Below are 17283 nucleotides of genomic sequence, written 5' to 3'. Positions count from 1 at the left end.
GGTCGGCACCGGGATGCGGATCGATCCCCCGGACGGCTGAGCATGCCCGCGCCTTCGGGGTAGGAGAGGTCCCTGTGCCGGTACTACCAGGAGGCCTCCCATGAACGCGGCAGTGCACAAGACCTTGGTGATGGAGCTCCAGACGGGCGTCACGGACCGCTTTCCCGTGCTCACGCACCTGAGCTACGACTCCTCCGACCCGTTCGCCGTCACGCTCGCCTTCAGCCACGACGGCCGGGTCCTGGCGCGCTGGCGGCTCGACCGCGGGATGCTCGCCGACGGCCTCACCCGCCCGGTCGGAACCGGTGACGTGCGACTGCGCCCGGAGTCGAGAGGAGTGGAGCGGGAGCTGCGGATGGAGTTCCTCGGTGAGACCCACGCCGACGGCAGCCGGCACCACGCGGTGGTGTTCGCGTGGGCCGGCACGGTGGGGGACTTCCTGTGCGACACCTTCCACTCGGTCCCGCCCGGCAGTGAGGAGACCCGCCTCGACGACTTCCTCACGGAGGTCCTCACGGGCCACTGAACAACGTTGGTCACGGTGCCGTGTGCCGGTGCCGGGTCCACATCGGAAGCGCGAACCAGCACAGCAGGTACCAGGCGGCCATTCCGGCGACCAGGTACGGGACGAAGTCGTCGTCGGTGGCGACCCCCAGGACGAGCAGCAGGGAGGTGGCGGCGGTGGCGAGCAGCAGGAGAAGGCCGAGCATGGTCAGCCGGGCCGCCCATCGCACCGCCTGCGGTTTGACCCGCCGCCCGGACACGAGCCGGTGCAGGGAGAGGGGCCCGATGAGCGCACCGGCGGCGCAGGCCCCGAGGACGACCGTGACGATGCAGATCTTCTGGTTGACGTCGGACAGTTCGGCATACTCGGGGGTGAACACGACGGTCAGCAGGAATCCGAGGAGGATCCGGACGCCCGTCTGGGCGACGCGGACTTCCTGGACGAGTTCCTGCCACATCCGGTCCGCGCGCTCCTCCTCGCTCTCGTCGAGGCCTCTGCGACCGCTCTCGCCCTGCTGCGTGTGTGACACGGCGCGCCTCCCGGGGTGAGGAACGGCCTCGGCCCGTCTCGCCCTCGGGTGCCCACCGTCCGGGGCTTTTACCGCCTGGCAGTCACGCGTGAGCGGGCTCCCACCGGTTCCGTCACCGGCAGGTGTCCGCCCTGCCCTTCACCGCCGGGCTGCCGGGACGGTGTCTCACCAGCGGTTTTCCACCTGCTCCTTGACCCGCCGCTCGTACAGGTCGTCGATCGCGGCGAGCGTCTGCTCGGACAGCTCCGGGAGCCGGGCGGCGTGCGCGTTGGCGCGGGCCTGCTCGGGCGAGCGTGCGCCGGGGATGACGGTGGTGACTCCGGGCTGCTGAACGATCCAGCGCAGGGCGAGCTGTGCCGGGGTGTATCCCTCGGGGGCGAGCACCGCGAACTCGGCGGCGGACTCGACGCCGGTCGTGTAGTCGACACCGGAGAACGTCTCGCCCCGGTCGAACGACTCACCGTGCCGGTTGAAGGTGCGGTGGTCGTTCTCGGGGAAGACGGTGTCCTTGGTGTACCTGCCGGACAGCAGGCCGGAGGCGAGCGGGACGCGGGCGATGACGCCGACGCCCGCCGCGCGGGCCGCCGGGAGCACCTCGCGCAGCGGCTTCATGCGGAACGGGTTGAGGATGATCTGCACGCTCGCCACGTTCGGCCGGGCGATCGCGGTCAGCGCCTCCGCACAGGTCTCCACACTGACCCCGTACGCGGCGATCCGCTCCTCGGCGACCAGGGTGTCGAGAGCGTCGAAGACCTCGTCGGTGGAGTACACGGGGGTCGGCGGGCAGTGCAGCTGAACCAGGTCGACACGGTCGACGCCGAGGTTTCGGCGCGAGCGGTCGTTCCACGCGCGGAAGTTGTCCAGGACGTAGTTCTCCGGGATCTGGTCGACCCGGCGGCCCATCTTGGTGGCGACCAGTACGTGCAGGTCGGGCCGTCCGCTCAGGAACGACGCGATGGTCTGCTCGCTGCGCCCGTCCCCGTACACATCGGCGGTGTCGAAGAAGGTGACCCCCGACTCGGCGGCGGCCTCCAGAACCGTGAGGGCCTGCTTGTCGTCGACATCCCCCCAGTCCGCACCGAGTTGCCAGGTGCCGAGACCGATCACGGAGGCGTGCTGACCCGACCTGTCGAATGTGCGCTCGTCCATGACCTCAGTCTGCCACCCGTCACGGCCGGTTCGGCACACAGGCGCGCCTCGGGTAGGTGAGGCGTCCGGCCGGCCGGTCCGTCCGTGCTCAGGCGCTCTCGGCCGTGCGGCACTCGGGGTGACCCCAGCCGCTGTCGTTCTTGGCGATGGGCTCGCCGGCCGCGTAGGGCCGACCGCACAGGCAGCGGCCCGGGAACTTCGCCTTGATCGTGCGATTCGAGGAGCCGCCGCGCGGCCGGGAGGACGTCTTCGGCCCGGGGGACCTGCGCTTGGCGGCACCGGCAGGCGGGGTGTCCGGGGAGGGCGGCGGCTCGGGCGAGCCCGCGTCGCTGCCCGCGTCCTGCTGGGCGACGGCCGCCTGGCTGGCGGCGCGGTCGGCGAAGTCGTTGAGGCGGTCGCCGTCGGCCTGGTGGGCGGGGACGTAGCGGAACTCGACCGAGCGGCCCTGCAGGAGTTCGTCGATGCCGACGACCAGTTCCTGGTTGGCGACCGGCTTGCCGGCCGCCGTCCGCCAGCCGTTGCGCTTCCAGCCGGGCAGCCAGGTGGTGACGGCCTTCATCGCGTACTGCGAGTCCATCCGGACCTCGAGCGGCACGTCGGGATCGGTGACCGTCAGCAGTCGCTCCAGCGCGGTGAGTTCGGCGACGTTGTTAGTGGCTCTGCCGAGCGCGCCCGCCTGCCAGCGGACCGGGGTCTCGGAGGCGTCGGCGATCACCCAGGCCCAGGCGGCGGGTCCGGGGTTGCCCTTGGAAGCCCCGTCGCACGCGGCCACAACACGTTCACGCATGCGCCCGATCATGCCATGTCCGTGCGGGCGGCCCGGCAACGTGGTCGGTCCTTGCCCCGCGCTCGTCGCCGGTGCCCGGGCCCGCGCGCCGAACCGGCCGGGACCCGGTGAACGGACTGTCCTGAAACGTGTCTTCCCCTCCGGGCCGGGTTGTGCTTGCCTGGGGTGCCGTTCCGGCCGGACGGGGTGGGAGTCACGTATGCGCAAGCCGTGGGTCGTGGGGGTGGCGCTGGCCGCCGTGCTGCTCGGTGCGTGCGGGGATCCGTCGTCCGCACCGGCCGCCGGACCGCCGTCGGCCGCCCCCGAGGCATCGGCCGCCACGCACCAGCGTGCTGCGGCCTCTCCCGACGCGGCTTCCGCCGAGGACTCCTCCCCCGGTGCCACGTCGTCGCCCGGCACCGGATCCGCCGGGAAGCCGCCCTCCGTGCTGTACCTCGGCGACTCGCTCGCGATGGAGAACCAGGAGGTCTTCGGGCGGGAGCTGCGCGGGGAGTTACGCGCGTCCTACACGAGTGCGCCCTACTCGGGCACCACCCTGTGCGACTACCTGGAGGGTACGGCCGAGCGCTCCCTGGTCCCGGCGGCGGACAAGGCGGCGGCGCTGGTGCGTTCGCTGCGCCCGGACTACGTGGTGCTCCAGTTCTGGGGCAATGCCTGGGGTTACACCCCCTGCATGGGCGGGGTCACCTACGATGCCTCCCGGGAGCGGTACCTCGAGCGGTACGCGGCCGACGCACGGCGCCTCACCGAGCAGATCACCGCGGCCGACGTGGCCCGACCGCCGCGCATCGTGTGGATGTTGCAGGGCCCCGACCCGATCACCCCCGACCGAATCCGCCGGGTGAACGGACTCTACGAGAAGCGGGCCGCCGCCGGCGGCGGCCTCCTGGCGGACGCGGGCAAGGCGGTGAGTCCGGCGGGGGCGCGCCACACCTGGTCGCAGTACCTGCCCTGCAACGCCTACGAGCGGGTCCATCCCGAGTACTGCACCCAGCGGGACCGTGACCGGACGGCCCTGCACCGGGACGACGACTACCTGCACTTCTGTCTGGCGCCCACGACGTCGACACCGAAGCCCTGCCCTGTCCGCTCGCCCGGCATCCTGCGCATGGCACGGGAGATCACCCGGGTGATCGGGGAGCACGCCCGCGCCCGCTGACGGGACAGACGGGCGGGCGGCGCGCGGGGCGCCGGCATACGGCAGGCAAAGGGCCCGGGCAGCATGGCTGGCGGGGCCCTCCCGCGGCCCCGCCAGCCGCGCCCCCTTGGTCACTCGCCCGTGTAGGCCTTCTCCAGGGCGGCGATGTCGAGCTTGCCCATCGCCATCATGGCCTTCATCGCGCGGGCCGCCTTCCGGGGGTCCGGGTCGGCGATCAGTTCGGTCAGCCGGGTGGGAACGACCTGCCAGGACACGCCGAACCGGTCCTTGAGCCAGCCGCAGGGCCCGTGCTCGCCGCCTCCCTCGACGAGCTTGTCCCAGTAGAAGTCGACCTCGCCCTGGTCGGCGCAGTCGATCTGCAGGGAGATCGCCTCGGTGAACTTGAACTCGGGCCCGCCGTTCAGCGCGACGAACCGCTGGCCGTTGGCCGTGAAGTCCACGGTGAGCACAGAGCCCTCGGGTCCGGGACCTGCCTCGGTGTACCGGAGGGTGCGGCCGACGCCGGAGTTCTTGAACACGGACACGTAGAAGTTCGCGGCCTCCTCGGCCCGGCCGTCGTACCAGAGACACGTGGTGAATCCGTCGGTGGTCATGGATGCCTCCCGGGGTGTGGAACGCGGTCATCGGTGTAGACCGGTCCGGGACCCGGAACTCATCGGCGACGGCGGAGCCCTTGCGGGGCCACGGCGCCGGGTTGGTTGGCCTCTGCCCTCGGCGAATCTGCTGCGGGCAGAGAAATCACCACGGGTCCCCGTCTCCCGTCAAGAGTGGAGGGACGCGGTCGTACCGGCCGCTTACCGGTGAGCGGCCCGGGCACACACGGGCACCGCCGGACAGTCACACACCGACACCCACGGGAGCGCCGATGTCTCCGCTCAGTACCGGACTCACCACCGGACGCGCATCCGGCCTCGCGGCCGGGCTCCATACCGGCCGGCCGCCGGCCCCGCTGCCCCGGGCCGAGGAGGGCGACACCCCTCCGACCCGGTTCGACGACCACCTGGCCGCCCAGTTGCTCGCCCAGCGAATCGTCCTGCTCGGGACGCAGGTCGACGAGGTCTCCGCCAACCGGGTGTGCGCGCAGCTGCTGATCCTGTCCGCGGAGGACCCGCGCACCGACATCAGCCTGTACGTCAACAGCCCCGGCGGGTCCGTCCACGCCGGCCTGGCGATCTACGACACGATGCGGCTGATCCCCAACGACGTCTCGACGCTCGCCATGGGGTTTGCAGCCAGCATGGGCCAGTTCCTGCTGAGCGTGGGCGCGCCGGGCAAACGGTATGCCCTGCCCAACGCGCGGATCATGATGCACCAGCCGTCCGCCGGGATCGGCGGTACCACCGCCGACATCGAGATCCAGGCGGAGAACCTGGAGTTCACCAAGCGGACGATCGAACGGATCACCGCCGAGCACACCGGCCAGCCGGCGGAGACCGTCTCCCGGGACGGCGATCGCGACCGCTGGTTCACGGCCGAGGAAGCCAGGGAGTACGGATTGGTGGACCGGGTGGTGGAGTCGCTCGACGACGTCCGCCCGGCCGCGACGCGACGCAGGATGGGGCTGTGACGATGGGGACGTACACGATTCCGAACGTCGTCGAGCGCACCCCGCAGGGCGAGCGGTCCTACGACGTGTTCAGCCGGCTGCTGTCCGAGCGGATCATCTTCCTCGGCACCGAGATCGACGACGGGGTCGCGGGCGTCGTCATCGCGCAGCTTCTCCATCTGGAGTCGTCGGCCCCGGAGAGCGAGATCGCGGTCTACATCAACTCCCCGGGCGGCTCGTACACCTCGCTCATGGCGATCTACGACACGATGGCGTTCGTCCAGGCGCCGATCTCGACGTACTGCGTCGGGCAGGCGGTGTCCACGGCGGCCGTGCTGCTGGCCGCCGGTGACGTGGGGCGCCGGTTCGTCCTGGAGCACGCGCGGGTGCTCCTCGGGCAGCCGGCCGCGGGCGGGCAGCGGGGCACGGTCTCCGACTTGTCGCTCCAGGCCAAGGAGATGCTGCGGATCCGCGCCCAGGTGGAGGAGGTCCTCTCCCGGCACACCCACCACGAGGTGGCGACGCTGCGGGCGGACATGGACCGCGACAAGGTGTTCACCGCGCAGGAGGCCGTGGTGTACGGCCTGGCCGACGAGGTGCTGAGCCGGCGCCTGGCGGGTGGATGAGGCGCCGGCCCCGGCACGGTCGCGTCAGGCTGCCAGGCACAGTCCGTCGTACGAGGCGCGGGTCGTGTCCCGGCTCGCGGGAGCCCGCCGGCCGGTGACGCGGACGAGTTCGTCCTGGGCCCGCGACAGCAGGTCGCCCAGGCCCAGGCCGAGGGCCTGGGCGGCGGCCGCGAGGACCTCCGACGAGGCCTCCTTGCGGCCCCGCTCCACCTCCGACAGATACGGCAGGGAGATCCGGGCCGTGTCGGCGACGTCCTTCAGCGTCCGCTCCTGGGCGAGCCGCTCCCGGCGCAGCGCGTCGCCGACCAGGTCGCGCCACAGGGGTTCTTTGGGAGTGGGGGCGGTGGGGGCGGGGGCCGGGGTCGGTGGGGCGGTGGCGCGGCGCGTGGGCACATGGCGCGCCTGTGCGGGTCGCAGAGGGATGACACGGGCGTCGAGGGGCACTTGTCTGCTCACCCCTCCAGCGTAGGAATCCTCGCCCCCAGGGGAAGGCAGCGGCGTTCCGCCCTGAGTGAAGGGGGTGGCACCGTGCGTCACCGCGAAGGTTTTTGAAAGTCGTGAGGAGTGTTCGGGCTGCGGCTGGGTAACCGCACCTCCGAAGAGCCAAATGGCATGTCCATCGGACTTTCGTGGGGAGAGGCAATGGAAACCGTCGTGATCCGGTCGCAGGCGCAGGTCGTCGAGAAGGACGCCAAGACCGGGACGGGCGACGGAAGCCTGCCCGGGGTCGCCAACCCTCTGGCCGTCGCTCCGCGCGACGCCAAGGAGCTCTCCCGTCAGTTCTTCCGTCGCCTGGCGGAGCTCGAGGAGGGCACGCACGAGTACCAGTACGCACGCAACACCCTCATCGAGATGAACATGTCGCTGGTACGGTTCGCGGCCGGACGGTTCCGCGGCCGCGGCGACGACATGGAGGACATCGTCCAGACCGGCATGATCGGTCTGATCAAGGCGATCGACCGTTTCGAGCTGTCGCGCGAGGTCGAGTTCACCTCCTTCGCGCTGCCGTACATCGTCGGCGAGATCAAGCGTTTCTTCCGTGACACCACCTGGGCGGTCCATGTGCCGCGCCGGCTCCAGGAGCTGCGGGTGGAACTCGCCAAGGCCCGCGAGGAACTCGCCAGCCGGCTGGACCGCGAGCCCACGGTCGCCGAGCTCGCCACACTGATGAACATCACCGAGGAACAGGTCAACGAGGGTCGGCTCGCCGCGAACGGCTACAACTCGTCGTCGCTGGACGCCGCCCTCACCGGTGACGGCCCCGAGAACGGCGAGTCCGTTCTGGCCGACTTCATCGGCATGGAGGAGGAGGGGCTGCAGCTCGTCGAGGACTTCCACGCGCTCGCCCCGCTCATGGCCGAGCTCAGCGACCGCGACCGCGACATCATCCGGATGCGGTTCGTGGAGGAGGCCACCCAGGCGGAGATCGGCGAACGGCTCGGGTGCTCGCAGATGCATGTCTCCCGGCTGATCAAGCGGATCATCGGCCGTCTGCGCGAGGGCATGCTGGGCGAGCTGGGCTGCGCCTGACCGGAGGACGAAGAAACCGGAGGACGACGAAAGCGGCTGCCGGCCCCTTTGAGGGGCCGGCAGCCGCTTTCGTCGTGTCATGTCCCATGTCCGGTGTGTGCAGACCGCCCGGTGGCACGCTTGGGAAAAGTGCTCCGGCCTCCGGTGCCGCTCATCCGGCGTCGAGGCTCAGCGCAGCACGGACCCGCTTTCCGACCGGTATCCGCTCGGCGAGAACGTCACGTGCGAGAGCCTGCACGATCTCCAGGCCGTGGCAGCCGATGCGCTCGGGGTCGTGGGGGTAGACGCGGGGCAGTGTGCCGCTGCTGTCGTAGACGGTGACCGTGATCGCTTCGTCCGTACCCTCCAGCTCCAGGATGTACGGGCCGTTGCTGTGCCGGTCGGCGTTGGTGACCAGTTCACTCACGATCAGGAGCGCCGCGCCGTCGGTCCGCTCACCGATCGTGGCACACCACTCGGCCCTGAGCTGTTCGAGGAACAGCGTGGCGAAGGCACGCGCCTCGGCGATGCAACCCGGCTCGCCGGTGAAGTGTGCTGTCCGCCGTAGCGGTTCAACGGGTACATCGAAACCAGTCGGTATCACTGCCCCGTCCAGGTGGTCGGTCATGCGGTTCTCTCTGGGAAGCCGGACTGCCGGACGATCTGCACTGGTGCACGTACCCCGAGTCCGGCTGCTCAGTCCCCTGATCGGTGTTCAACGCGCCACAGGGCGGGAGCCCGGTTCCAGCAGGGCGGGAGCCGGGTCCGGAGGCAGGCGGCAACGACGGGAAGGGCGACCGATGAGCGAGCTGTTGACGGTGCGGTGCCTGACGACGCTGCCCGTGGTGACGCTCGGCGGCGATGCCGTCGCTCACGTCAAGGACACCGTCCTCGGCCCCGTGGCCGGCTGCAACACGAGCTTCACCCTCACCGGCCGGACTCTGCCGTCGGGCCCGCTGCCCCGGGACCTGCCCTGGCCGGCGGTGCACTCCCTCGGCCGTCACACGGTCATGGTCCGCGACGAGGAGGCGCTGTGCGACCTGCCCCTGTCGGTGGCCCGCCGCGACGCCCCGCGCGGGCGGCTGCTCGGCGCACAGGTCCTCGCCGACGAGGGCGACGCGCTCGGCGCGGTGCTCGACGTCCTGGTCGAGGGAGGCACCAGCGGCCGGGGCGTCGCCTTCCGGCTTGCCGCGCACCGGGATCTGGTGCCGGGTCCGAGGCACCGGCGGTAGCGGGTGTACGTACCCCGCGGTGAGGCGGTGTCCGTCTCCGGCCGGTCGCCGGTCGTCCCCGCGCACGCCACCACCTGCGTCACCGACGATCTGCCGGACCTCGTGGCCCGGGCCGGCGCGTTCCACACCCGGCGGACGGGCCTGCTGCCGTGATGCTGTTCTCCCGGGTGCGGGGGCTGCCGGTGCTGACCCCGGGTGAGGGGCTCCGGCTCGGTGTCGTACGGACACTGACGGTCGACGTGGCCTCCGGCACCGTCACACATGTACGGGTGCGGCGTGTACGGCTGCGCAGGGAGATCGCGCCGGCCTGCGGTGCGCTGGACGCCGTCGGCCCGGACATGCTGATCGCGGTCCCGTCCTCCGCACAGGCCGCGGCCCCGCCGCATCACGAGCTGATCGGCCGCAGGACCACGGCCACCGCCACGGCCGCGGCGAGCGCCCCGAGCCCGGTTACGGACTTCCACCACGGCCGCGGGCCGTGCCCGGACGGCCCCGCGCCTCCGCCGCGGACGGACCTCCCGGCAGGCGTCCCGTGCGGGGCCTGTTTAGCGTGCAGGGGTGAGTTCACGCACCCTCGCCGACCTGGCGATCGCCCGACACGGCTGGGCGCAGGCCCTCGTCACGGTGCTGGGCGGGCTGATCGCCATGGGAGTCGTGGCCGCGCTCGGACTGTGGGCGACCGGTGCCGCGGACCTTCCGGACGGTTCCTTCCCCGAGGTGCTCGCGGCGACCGTCGTCACGGCCGTCGGCGGGTCGGTGCACCTGTCCGGCGACGCGGGGGACCTGGCCGGCACGGAGGGTGGCCTGACCGTCATGCCGCTGTCCGTCACCCTCACCGGCGCCCTGTTCATCGGCTGGGCCTTTCTGCGCCCGTTGCGCCACCGGGCCGTCACCGGGGCGCCGGAGCTGGCCGGATGGGCAGCGAGGATCGTCGCCCTCTGGCTGATCGCCCTGCTCGGGCTGGCGTTCGCCGCCCGGCACACGTTCGAGATCTCCCTCGGGGAAGGCGCCCTGGGTGATCTCGGTGATCTGTTCGGGGTCACCCCCGAGGTCGGCTTCGCCGCCGATGTGCCGCTGACCGTACTCGTCGGCCTGCTCTGGGTGGCGGGTGTCCTGGTGCTGGCCCTGCTGGTGTCGCGCGGCGCCCCGCTGCCGGGCCGGCTGCTCCGGTTCCAGACGGCGGTACGGCCCGCGGCGCACGCGATGCTGCAACTGCTGCTCGTCTTCGTCGTCATCGGTGTCGTGATCGCACTGGTCGTCGCGGCGACGCGGGGGCGCCCGGCGGAGACGTTCGCCGTACTCCTGCTCGGCCTGCCCAACGTGACCTGGCTCGCGCTGACCATCGGGCTGGGCGCCACCTGGGACGGCAGGGTGGAAGGCCCTTTCGGGCTGCCCATGCCGCACCTCCTCGACGAGGTGCTGCGCACCGGGGACGTCTCGGCACTGAACCTGAGCACGCTCGCCGAGCACGACGGCAGGGTGTGGTGGCTGCCGGTGGCCGCCGCGGTCCTGCTGCTGGCCGTGGCGTTCGCGATGGCGGCTCTGTCACCGGCCCGGGTCCGGGCCTGGCAGCACGCCGTGCGCCTGGCGGTGGCACTCGCGCTGACGGTGCTGATGATCTGCCTGACCGGCCGGATCTCCGCCCGGCTCGGCCTGTCCGTGCTCGGCATCGGCGACCTGGGCACGGGGCTCTCCGGTCAGGTCCTGCTGGAACCACGCCTGCCGACCGCGCTGGGGCCTGCCCTCCTGTGGGGCCTGACGGCGGGCTTCGCGGGCGCGCTGCTGGCCCAAAGGACGCGCCGTCGGGGCCGGTCGGACGGCTGACCTGGGCGGGCGGGCGGCGGGGGGGGGAGAGCGCGGGGCGCACCGCGGTCAGGGGTGGCGGGTCGGCGTACTGGTGGGCCCAGAGCAGGGCCATGTCGTCGTCCCGGCGGAAGGGCGGATGACCGGCGAGGATCTCGTGGACGACGCAGGCGAACCCGTAGACATCGCAGCGGGCGTCGACCGGACGCCCCGAGATCTGTTCCGGGGCCACGTAGTCGAGGGTGCCGACGAACTGGCCGACGGTGGTGAACCCCGTCGGGGACAGGGATTTCTTGGTCAGGCCGAAGTCGGTGAGATAGACGTGCTCGGGGTGGTCGCTGTCGGTGCCGCGGGCGACCAGGATGTTTCCGGGCTTGACGTCCCGGTGGACCAGGCCGTGCTCGTGGGCGGCGTCGAGCGCCGAAGCCACCTGCGCGGCGATGCGCAACGCCGTGCGGGACGGCAGCGGCCCCTCGCGGTCGAGGAGGTGGCGCAGGTCGCCGCCCTCGACGTACCGCATGGCGTTGTAGAGGACGCCGTCCGTCTCACCGGCCTCGAAGACGGGAACGATGTGCGGGTGGTCGATGGCGGCGGTGCGGGACTCATGGGTGAAGCGGCGGCGGAAGGTGTCGTTGCGGGCGAGTTCCGGGGCGAGCGGTTTCAGGGCGACGGTGCGGTCGAGGCGCAGGTCCCGGGCGCGGGAGACAACGGCCATGCCGCCACGGCCGATCTCGCGCTCGATGCGGTAGCCCGCGACCTGCTGCCCCGTCAGCTCGGAGGGCCGGCCGGCGAAGAGGCCGGTGTCGTGCGTCATCGGTCGTCACGCTCCGGGAGGGCCCGAGGTGACGACGCGGGTGGGTTCGGCGGGTACGGACCGGACGGGTTCGCCGGGAACGATCCGGGTGGGAGCGTGCCCCACGGCTTCCGGGGCCTCGGTGGCGCGGGGAGGTTCGTCGACGGCGTAGATGTGCAGCCTGGTGCCGTCGGTGTAGATCCAGCGCCCGTGGTCGGAGTCGTAGAACCACAGGGACTCCCCGTCGACGACGAGGCCGACGCGCAGGCCTCGGGTGCGTACGCGAAAGCCCTCGCCGTCAAGACCGCCGGCCCGTGCCTCGACGGCGGCCCGGTAACCGGCCAGGACCTCCTCGGCCCGGGTGAGCAGCGGCCGGGGGTCGGCGGTGCGGGACAGGGGTGCTTCGGGGGCGGGCGGGTCCTGGGGCACCGCAACCAGCAGGTGGCCGTCGGTGTAGGTGGCGTTGGCGCTGTGCTCGTCCTCAAGGGTCCGGTGGCCGTCTTCGGGATGGAGCACCGCGTGATGCCAGGAGACCCGGGCGTCGTCCATGACGATGTCGCTCAACGGGTCGCGTCCGACATGTAGTCGCGGCCCGGGCTCACCAGGGTGGAGCCGCTGCCGGTCTCCACGAGGAGCTCCGGTGCGACCCGGCGCTCGACCATGCCTGGATTCTACCGACTGGTCCGTTCGAGTGCTTGGCGCGGCGGGTGGGGGCGGGGCGGGAGGGCGATGCGATGGCGGTCAGGCGACGGGGACGCCCAGCACCGGGGCCGCGCGCTGCATGCGCAGGGCGTCCACGGATTCGGCCAGGAGTTCGTACTCGGTGGTGTCGTCGCCGGTGGCGAGGCGCACCATCCGTCCGGCTGCCAGGGCCTCGGCCATCTCCTCCTGTCGGGCGACGTCGCCGCACCAGGCACGCAGCACGGCGGGCACGTCGGGCACGCCGTCGGCGACGGGGACGAGCGCGCCCGGGGGTAAGCGCTCGGCCTCGGGCCGCGGGTCGAGCCGCTCGGCGATCCAGGAGGCGCGGTCGCGCAGCCACCACAGGGCGAGGGCCAGGGTGGGGGCGCGGTACGTGCCGAGGGGTACACCGATGCGGCGGCCGTCGCAGACTCCGTACGCCGTGACGTGGCACAGGAACTCGTCGTGCACGATTTCCTCCCCCGGTTGCGTTGCCCGTCGGCCGACCGGGCCGTCCCTCCGGCGGGTCGCGTGCGGTGCGTGAGGGCGCCGTCGCGCCGGGTGAAGCGCCCTCGTTGTCGAGTATGTTCACCGTCGAATCACTGTCACCACGCCTTTCCGGCCACTCTCCAGGCATATTCGCCCCTCCTGTTGGCCGGAATGGCGTGTTCTCGGTGCACGGCGTGGCAGCAAGTGGGTGCGGCACGCCAAGGAGCGGGCCCGGCACGGCGCCGGCCGCGCCGTCACGACGATGACGACGCGGCCGGGAAGAACCTGCCCGGGCTCGGTCCTACTGCTTGACGACGGCGTCGATGCGGGCCAGTTCGTCCGCGTCGAATTCGAGGTTGCGGGTGGCCGCCACGCTGTCCTCCAGCTGCCGCGGGCTGCTCGCCCCGACCAGGGCCGAGGTCACGCGTGTGCCGCGCAGCACCCAGGCGAGTGCCATCTGCGCGAGGGTCTGGCCGCGGGATTCGGCGATTCTGTTCAGCGTGCGCAGCTGTTCCACCAGTTCACCGGTAACCGCGTCGGTGTCCAGGAACGGGCTGTCGCTCGCGGCACGGGAGTCCTCGGGAATGCCGTCGAGGTAGCGGGCGGTCAGCAGACCCTGTTCCAGTGGGGAGTAGGCGATGGAGCCGACCTGGAGCTCGTCCAGGGCGTCCAGCAGACCCTCGTCCTCCGGGCGCCGGTCGAGCATCGAGTAGCGGGGCTGGTGGATCAGCAGCGGGGTGCCCAGCTCGCCGAGGACGCGGGCGGCGTCGCGGGTCTGCTCCGCGGAGTAGTTGGACACGCCGACGTACAGCGCCTTGCCCTGCTGGACCGCCGAGTGCAGGGCCCCCATCGTCTCCTCCAGCGGAGTGTCGGGGTCGAAGCGGTGCGAGTAGAAGATGTCGACGTGGTCGAGGCCCATCCGGTCGAGGCTCTGGTCCAGCGAGGACAGCAGGTACTTGCGCGAGCCCCATTCGCCGTACGGACCGGGCCACATCAGGTAGCCGGCCTTGGTGGAGATCACCAGTTCGTCGCGGTACGGCGCGAAGTCCGCGCGCAGGGCCTCGCCGAGGGCGGACTCGGCCGCGCCGGGGGGCGGGCCGTAGTTGTTGGCGAGATCGAAGTGGGTGACGCCGAGGTCGAAGGCGCGGCGCAGGATGGCGCGCTGGGTCTCTGCGGGGCGGTCGGGGCCGAAGTTGTGCCACAGGCCGAGCGAGAGCGCGGGAAGCTTCAGGCCGCTGCGTCCGGTGCGCCGGTAGGGCAGGTCCGCGTAACGGTCGGGGTGCGGGGTGTACAACGCGACTCCAGAGAGGTTGGCACACAGGCGGGCGACACGGGTGTCCGGTTTCGTGGCCCCAGAACCGGACCGGGACCTGGGCTCCACTCTGGCGCGGTCCACGTGCAGCGGTCCAACAGAAGAATCCGATGGAATTCAGCGGATACGCTTCTCAATCATGGAACTGCGTCACCTTCAGCACTTCGTCGCCGTCGCCGAGGACCAGCACTTCACCCGGGCGGCGGAGCGGCTGCTGGTCTCCCAGTCGGGTCTGTCGGCGTCGATCCGCTCCCTGGAGCGCGAGCTGCAGACACCGTTGTTCGTACGGACCACACGGCGGGTGACACTCACGGAGGCCGGGCGGGCGCTGCTGGTGGAGGCCGAGCGGATCCTGGCGCAGGTACGGGCGGCGCACGAGGCGGTGGCCGCGGTGCAGGGGGTGCTGCGGGGCACACTCGCCCTGGGTGCCGAGCAGTGCATCGCCGGGGTGGACCTGGCGGATCTGCTGGCCGATTTCCGGCGGCGCCATCCGGACGTGGAGATCCGGCTGCGGCAGTGGGGCTCGACGGCGCTGGCTGAGGAGGTCGCAGCGGGTCGCCTCGACCTGGCCTTCGCCTACCGGACCCACGCGGACCCCGACCAGTTGCGGTCGGTGGCGCTCACCAGTGAGCCGATGACCGTGCTCTGCCATCCCGATCACCGGCTGGCACGGGCCGGGGCGCCGCTGACCCCGCACGATCTGGGCGGTGAGGTGTTCGTCGACTTCCACCCCGACTGGGGCCCGCGCCGCGCCACCGACACCGCGTTCGCCGCCGCGGGCGTGCGGCGCACGGTCGCGCTGGAGGTGAACGACGTGCACAGCCTGCTGGACCTGGTCGACGAGAACCTCGGTATCGCCGTCGTCCCCCAGCACTTCCGGCACAAGCGCGCGGCGCTGACCGCGCTGCCGCTGAAGGACACCGGTGAGTCGGTGTACGAGAGCGTGGTGCTGGTCCCGGCGGAAGAGGCCACCAGCCCGGCGGCGCGGGCACTGATGGTTCTGCTGGACAGCGGGGAGGCGTAGGGACGACCGCGCGGGCGCGGGGGCGGCGCGTGTACGGGGGCGGGTCCACCGGGCGCGTGTCGGGGCGGGATGCGCGAGGGTGGTCCCATGCCTGCCAAGGACATCCTCACCGACGGCTACGGCCGCGTCCGCGAAGAGGTCCACGCCGCCGTGACCGGACTCGGCCCCGACGCCCTGAACACCCCTCCGGTCCCGGGCACCAGCTCCATCGCCCGGCTCGTCTGGCACCTCACCCGGATCCGGGACGACCATGTCGCGGACGCCTTCGGACGCGACCAGGTGCGGCTCGCCCAGGGCTTCGAGAAGCGGTTCGCGCTCGGTCTGCCCCGTCACGACACCGGATACGGCCACACCCCGGAGCAGGCCGCCGGGGCACGGGGCGACTCGGGCGGCCTGCTGACCGGCTCCTACGACGCGGTGCACGAGCAGACGCTGGACGTCCGGCGCGCACTGGCCGCCAAGGACCTGGCGCGCGTCGTGGACGAGCGCTGGCATCCGCCGGTGAGCCTGGGGGTGCGCCTGGGCAGCGGCCTGTCCGACGATCTCCAGCACGCCGGACAGGCCGCCTACGTGCGGGGCCTTCTTCGGCGTACGGAGTCGTAACCGGGCAGGACCACGTCCCTGAGCAGGGCGTTGCGCTCGTCGAACGGGAGGAACGCGCTCTTGACGGCGTTGACCGTGACGGTCCGCAGGTCCTCGACGGTCCAGCCGGCCTGTTCCACCGGCAGGGACGTCTCACGGGTCATGGTGGTGCCGGAGACGAGCCGGTTGTCGGTGTTGAGGGTGCCCCGGAAGCCGAGGTCCTTCAGCACGGTGACGGGGTGCGTGGCGATCGAACCGGCGGCGCCGGTCTGGAGGTTGGAGGTGGGGCACACCTCCAGCGCGATCCGGCGGTCACGGACCCAGCCCGCGAGCCGGCCGAGCTTGCCGTCGACGATGTCCTCGGTGATCCGCACGCCGTGACCGATGCGCTGGGCGCCGCACAACTGGACGGTCTGGTGGATGCTGGGCAGGCCGTGGGCCTCGCCGGCGTGGATGGTGAAGGACACGCTCTCGCGGCGCAGGTGCTCGAAGGCGTCCAGGTGATCGGCGGCGGGGAAGCCGCCCTCGGCACCGGCGATGTCGAAACCGACGACCCCGGCGTCCCGGAACGCCACCACCAGGTCGGCGTTCTCCCGCGTCCGGCCGAACTCCACATGCCGCACAGCAGTGTCCCGACCCGCACCGGCGTCCCCGCGGCGGCGGCCCCGGCCATGCCGGCCGCGAGGCCCTCCTGCACGGACTCGACCACCCCGGGCAGGGCCAGTCCGCCCTTCGTCATCAGCTCGGGGGCATAGCGGACCTCGCCGTAGACGACACCGTCGGCGGCGAGGTCGAGTACGTACTCCTCGGCGGTGCGCAGCAGGCCCTCGCGGGTCTGCATGACGGCGAGGGTGTGCTCGAAGGTGGCGATATAGCGCACCGGGTCACCGGAGCCGACGGCCCCGACGTACCAGGCGGCGAGCTCGTCCGGGTCGGTGGTGGGCAGGGTGTGACCGGTCGTGTCCGCGAGCTCGACCACGGCGGCGGGACGCGGCCCGCCGTCGAGGTGGTCGTGCAGTACGGCCTTGGGCAGCGGCGGGGGCCCCGGTGTCGGAAGTGATGCGGGGCGCGGTCATGGGCGGGCGTTTCTCGGCGGTTCGGTGTCGGTGGTGGAGCCGGTGTCGGAGTACGGGGTCAGCCGGCGGGCTGGAGCAGGTCCCAGCGGTTGCCGTAGAGGTCCTGGAAGACGGCGACCGTGCCGTACGGCTCGTGGCGCGGCCTTTCCAGGAAGGTCACACCCGAGGCCGTCATCCGGGCATGGTCGCGGTCGAAGTCGTCGGTGTGCAGGAAGAAGCCGACGCGTCCACCGGTCTGGTCACCGGTCCGGGCGCCCTGGTCGTCGCCCTTGGCGCGGGCGAGCAGCAGGCCGGTGCCGGTGGTCCCCGCGTCCGGTTCGACGACGACCCAGCGGGAGCCGTCGGGCCGGGGGGTGTCCTCGGCCAGGTGGAATCCGAGAGCCTCGGTGTAGAAGCGGATCGCCTCGTCGTAGTCGTCGACGACCAGGGTGACCAGGGCGACACGTCTCATCGGGACCTCTCCGGAAAGCGATGGGTGGGA

20 protein-coding genes and 2 pseudogenes are annotated in these 17283 nt (G+C 71.9%); 10 read left to right on the top strand and 12 right to left on the bottom strand.

All coding sequences use genetic code 11. From position 1 onward, the window contains the following. The first annotated feature begins 100 nt into the window (after positions 1 to 100). The gene (locus tag HUV60_RS31855; RefSeq protein ID WP_257853513.1) at positions 101 to 526 is read left to right on the top strand and encodes an SsgA family sporulation/cell division regulator; all 426 of its coding nucleotides are present in this window, start codon (positions 101 to 103) and stop codon (positions 524 to 526) included. A 10-nt stretch (positions 527 to 536) separates the two neighbouring features. Here HUV60_RS31855 and HUV60_RS31850 read toward each other — a convergent pair whose 3' ends face one another. The 3 genes from HUV60_RS31850 to HUV60_RS31840 form a co-directional block, all read right to left on the bottom strand. Continuing rightward, positions 537 to 1034, bottom strand: a complete 498-nt coding sequence (locus HUV60_RS31850; RefSeq protein WP_257853512.1) for a DUF6328 family protein — start codon at positions 1032 to 1034, stop codon at positions 537 to 539. 165 nt (positions 1035 to 1199) lie between these two features. Then, positions 1200 to 2183, bottom strand: coding sequence for an aldo/keto reductase (locus tag HUV60_RS31845; RefSeq protein ID WP_257853511.1), 984 nt, complete (start codon positions 2181 to 2183; stop codon positions 1200 to 1202). Positions 2184 to 2271: 88 nt separating this feature from the next. After that, positions 2272 to 2982, bottom strand: a complete 711-nt coding sequence (locus HUV60_RS31840; protein ID WP_257853510.1) for a ribonuclease H family protein — start codon at positions 2980 to 2982, stop codon at positions 2272 to 2274. Between the two features lie 187 nt (positions 2983 to 3169). Here HUV60_RS31840 and HUV60_RS31835 point away from each other — a divergent pair, with 187 nt between their 5' ends. Then, positions 3170 to 4129 (top strand): SGNH/GDSL hydrolase family protein, encoded by a 960-nt coding sequence (locus tag HUV60_RS31835; protein ID WP_257853508.1) that lies wholly within the window; start codon positions 3170 to 3172, stop codon positions 4127 to 4129. A gap of 110 nt (positions 4130 to 4239) precedes the next feature. On the opposite strand, the gene HUV60_RS31830 is transcribed toward HUV60_RS31835, so the two are convergent. Next, positions 4240 to 4722, bottom strand: coding sequence for a VOC family protein (locus HUV60_RS31830; RefSeq protein ID WP_257853506.1), 483 nt, complete (start codon positions 4720 to 4722; stop codon positions 4240 to 4242). 272 nt (positions 4723 to 4994) lie between these two features. Between HUV60_RS31830 and HUV60_RS31825 the strand changes: the two genes are divergently transcribed. Together HUV60_RS31825 and HUV60_RS31820 are read left to right on the top strand one after the other, a co-directional pair. After that, positions 4995 to 5696 carry an ATP-dependent Clp protease proteolytic subunit gene (locus HUV60_RS31825; RefSeq protein ID WP_257853505.1) on the top strand — a complete coding sequence of 234 codons (702 nt, stop codon included), beginning with the start codon at positions 4995 to 4997 and terminating at the stop codon, positions 5694 to 5696. 2 nt (positions 5697 to 5698) lie between these two features. After that, positions 5699 to 6301, top strand: a complete 603-nt coding sequence (locus HUV60_RS31820) for a ClpP family protease (protein ID WP_257853768.1) — start codon at positions 5699 to 5701, stop codon at positions 6299 to 6301. Between the two features lie 24 nt (positions 6302 to 6325). Here the strand turns inward: HUV60_RS31820 and HUV60_RS31815 are convergent, their stop codons facing one another. Beyond that, positions 6326 to 6757, bottom strand: coding sequence for a helix-turn-helix domain-containing protein (locus HUV60_RS31815; RefSeq protein ID WP_257853504.1), 432 nt, complete (start codon positions 6755 to 6757; stop codon positions 6326 to 6328). Positions 6758 to 6943: 186 nt separating this feature from the next. Between HUV60_RS31815 and HUV60_RS31810 the strand changes: the two genes are divergently transcribed. Beyond that, complete coding sequence (locus HUV60_RS31810) at positions 6944 to 7831, top strand: RNA polymerase sigma factor SigF (RefSeq protein WP_257853503.1); 888 nt, start codon at positions 6944 to 6946, stop codon at positions 7829 to 7831. A gap of 151 nt (positions 7832 to 7982) precedes the next feature. Here the strand turns inward: HUV60_RS31810 and HUV60_RS31805 are convergent, their stop codons facing one another. Continuing rightward, positions 7983 to 8438, bottom strand: coding sequence for an ATP-binding protein (locus HUV60_RS31805; RefSeq protein WP_257853502.1), 456 nt, complete (start codon positions 8436 to 8438; stop codon positions 7983 to 7985). A 172-nt stretch (positions 8439 to 8610) separates the two neighbouring features. Between HUV60_RS31805 and HUV60_RS31800 the strand changes: the two genes are divergently transcribed. The 3 genes from HUV60_RS31800 (at position 8611) to HUV60_RS31795 (ending at position 10866) form a co-directional block, all read left to right on the top strand. Beyond that, the gene (locus HUV60_RS31800; RefSeq protein ID WP_331462033.1) at positions 8611 to 9042 is read left to right on the top strand and encodes a PRC-barrel domain containing protein; all 432 of its coding nucleotides are present in this window, start codon (positions 8611 to 8613) and stop codon (positions 9040 to 9042) included. A 3-nt stretch (positions 9043 to 9045) separates the two neighbouring features. Next, on the top strand, positions 9046 to 9195 hold the full coding sequence (locus HUV60_RS33705; protein ID WP_331462032.1) for a hypothetical protein: 150 nt from the start codon (positions 9046 to 9048) through the stop codon (positions 9193 to 9195). A gap of 405 nt (positions 9196 to 9600) precedes the next feature. Beyond that, positions 9601 to 10866 carry a streptophobe family protein gene (locus HUV60_RS31795; RefSeq protein ID WP_257853501.1) on the top strand — a complete coding sequence of 422 codons (1266 nt, stop codon included), beginning with the start codon at positions 9601 to 9603 and terminating at the stop codon, positions 10864 to 10866. Positions 10867 to 10893: 27 nt separating this feature from the next. On the opposite strand, the pseudogene HUV60_RS31790 reads toward HUV60_RS31795, so the two are convergent. The 4 genes and pseudogenes from HUV60_RS31790 to mgrA all read right to left on the bottom strand — a co-directional run. Continuing rightward, positions 10894 to 11659 (bottom strand): annotated as a pseudogene (locus HUV60_RS31790) (serine/threonine-protein kinase); the annotation flags it as partial. Between the two features lie 6 nt (positions 11660 to 11665). Continuing rightward, the gene (locus HUV60_RS31785) at positions 11666 to 12202 is read right to left on the bottom strand and encodes an FHA domain-containing protein (protein ID WP_257853500.1); all 537 of its coding nucleotides are present in this window, start codon (positions 12200 to 12202) and stop codon (positions 11666 to 11668) included. 177 nt (positions 12203 to 12379) lie between these two features. Continuing rightward, positions 12380 to 12790, bottom strand: coding sequence for a hypothetical protein (locus HUV60_RS31780; RefSeq protein ID WP_257853499.1), 411 nt, complete (start codon positions 12788 to 12790; stop codon positions 12380 to 12382). 319 nt (positions 12791 to 13109) lie between these two features. Next, entirely contained in the window at positions 13110 to 14102 is a 993-nt protein-coding gene (gene mgrA, locus HUV60_RS31775; RefSeq protein ID WP_257853498.1) for an L-glyceraldehyde 3-phosphate reductase, read from the bottom strand. Between the two features lie 157 nt (positions 14103 to 14259). On the opposite strand from mgrA, the gene HUV60_RS31770 reads away from it, so the two are divergent. Together HUV60_RS31770 and HUV60_RS31765 are read left to right on the top strand one after the other, a co-directional pair. Further along, entirely contained in the window at positions 14260 to 15144 is an 885-nt protein-coding gene (locus HUV60_RS31770; RefSeq protein ID WP_257853497.1) for a LysR substrate-binding domain-containing protein, read from the top strand. An 87-nt stretch (positions 15145 to 15231) separates the two neighbouring features. Then, positions 15232 to 15747 (top strand): mycothiol transferase, encoded by a 516-nt coding sequence (locus tag HUV60_RS31765; protein WP_257853496.1) that lies wholly within the window; start codon positions 15232 to 15234, stop codon positions 15745 to 15747. Here HUV60_RS31765 and HUV60_RS31760 read toward each other — a convergent pair. Together HUV60_RS31760 and HUV60_RS31755 are read right to left on the bottom strand one after the other, a co-directional pair. Then, positions 15711 to 16802: pseudogene (locus HUV60_RS31760) on the bottom strand (adenosine deaminase). The gene HUV60_RS31765 and the pseudogene HUV60_RS31760 overlap by 37 nt on opposite strands. A 58-nt stretch (positions 16803 to 16860) precedes the next feature. Beyond that, a complete protein-coding gene (locus tag HUV60_RS31755) occupies positions 16861 to 17253 on the bottom strand; it encodes a VOC family protein (protein ID WP_257853495.1) in 393 nt (130 codons plus the stop codon). Positions 17254 to 17283 lie beyond the last annotated feature (30 nt).

This window comes from Streptomyces sp. KMM 9044 (assembly GCF_024701375.2).
Lineage (GTDB): Bacteria > Actinomycetota > Actinomycetes > Streptomycetales > Streptomycetaceae > Streptomyces.
This window is presented reverse-complemented; position numbering and strand designations above follow the sequence as displayed.

Excerpts from the sequence above, each read along its gene's own strand:
- HUV60_RS31855 (WP_257853513.1), top strand. The coding sequence starts at position 101 with ATGAACGCGGCAGTGCACAAGACCTTGGTGATGGAGCTCCAGACGGGC.
- HUV60_RS31845 (WP_257853511.1), bottom strand. The coding sequence starts at position 2,183 with ATGGACGAGCGCACATTCGACAGGTCGGGTCAGCACGCCTCCGTGATC.
- HUV60_RS31840 (WP_257853510.1), bottom strand. The coding sequence starts at position 2,982 with ATGATCGGGCGCATGCGTGAACGTGTTGTGGCCGCGTGCGACGGGGCT.
- HUV60_RS31835 (WP_257853508.1), top strand. The coding sequence starts at position 3,170 with ATGCGCAAGCCGTGGGTCGTGGGGGTGGCGCTGGCCGCCGTGCTGCTC.
- HUV60_RS31830 (WP_257853506.1), bottom strand. The coding sequence starts at position 4,722 with ATGACCACCGACGGATTCACCACGTGTCTCTGGTACGACGGCCGGGCC.
- HUV60_RS31825 (WP_257853505.1), top strand. The coding sequence starts at position 4,995 with ATGTCTCCGCTCAGTACCGGACTCACCACCGGACGCGCATCCGGCCTC.
- HUV60_RS31820 (WP_257853768.1), top strand. The coding sequence starts at position 5,699 with ATGGGGACGTACACGATTCCGAACGTCGTCGAGCGCACCCCGCAGGGC.
- HUV60_RS31810 (WP_257853503.1), top strand. The coding sequence starts at position 6,944 with ATGGAAACCGTCGTGATCCGGTCGCAGGCGCAGGTCGTCGAGAAGGAC.
- HUV60_RS31805 (WP_257853502.1), bottom strand. The coding sequence starts at position 8,438 with ATGACCGACCACCTGGACGGGGCAGTGATACCGACTGGTTTCGATGTA.
- HUV60_RS31800 (WP_331462033.1), top strand. The coding sequence starts at position 8,611 with ATGAGCGAGCTGTTGACGGTGCGGTGCCTGACGACGCTGCCCGTGGTG.
- HUV60_RS31770 (WP_257853497.1), top strand. The coding sequence starts at position 14,260 with ATGGAACTGCGTCACCTTCAGCACTTCGTCGCCGTCGCCGAGGACCAG.
- HUV60_RS31765 (WP_257853496.1), top strand. The coding sequence starts at position 15,232 with ATGCCTGCCAAGGACATCCTCACCGACGGCTACGGCCGCGTCCGCGAA.
- HUV60_RS31755 (WP_257853495.1), bottom strand. The coding sequence starts at position 17,253 with ATGAGACGTGTCGCCCTGGTCACCCTGGTCGTCGACGACTACGACGAG.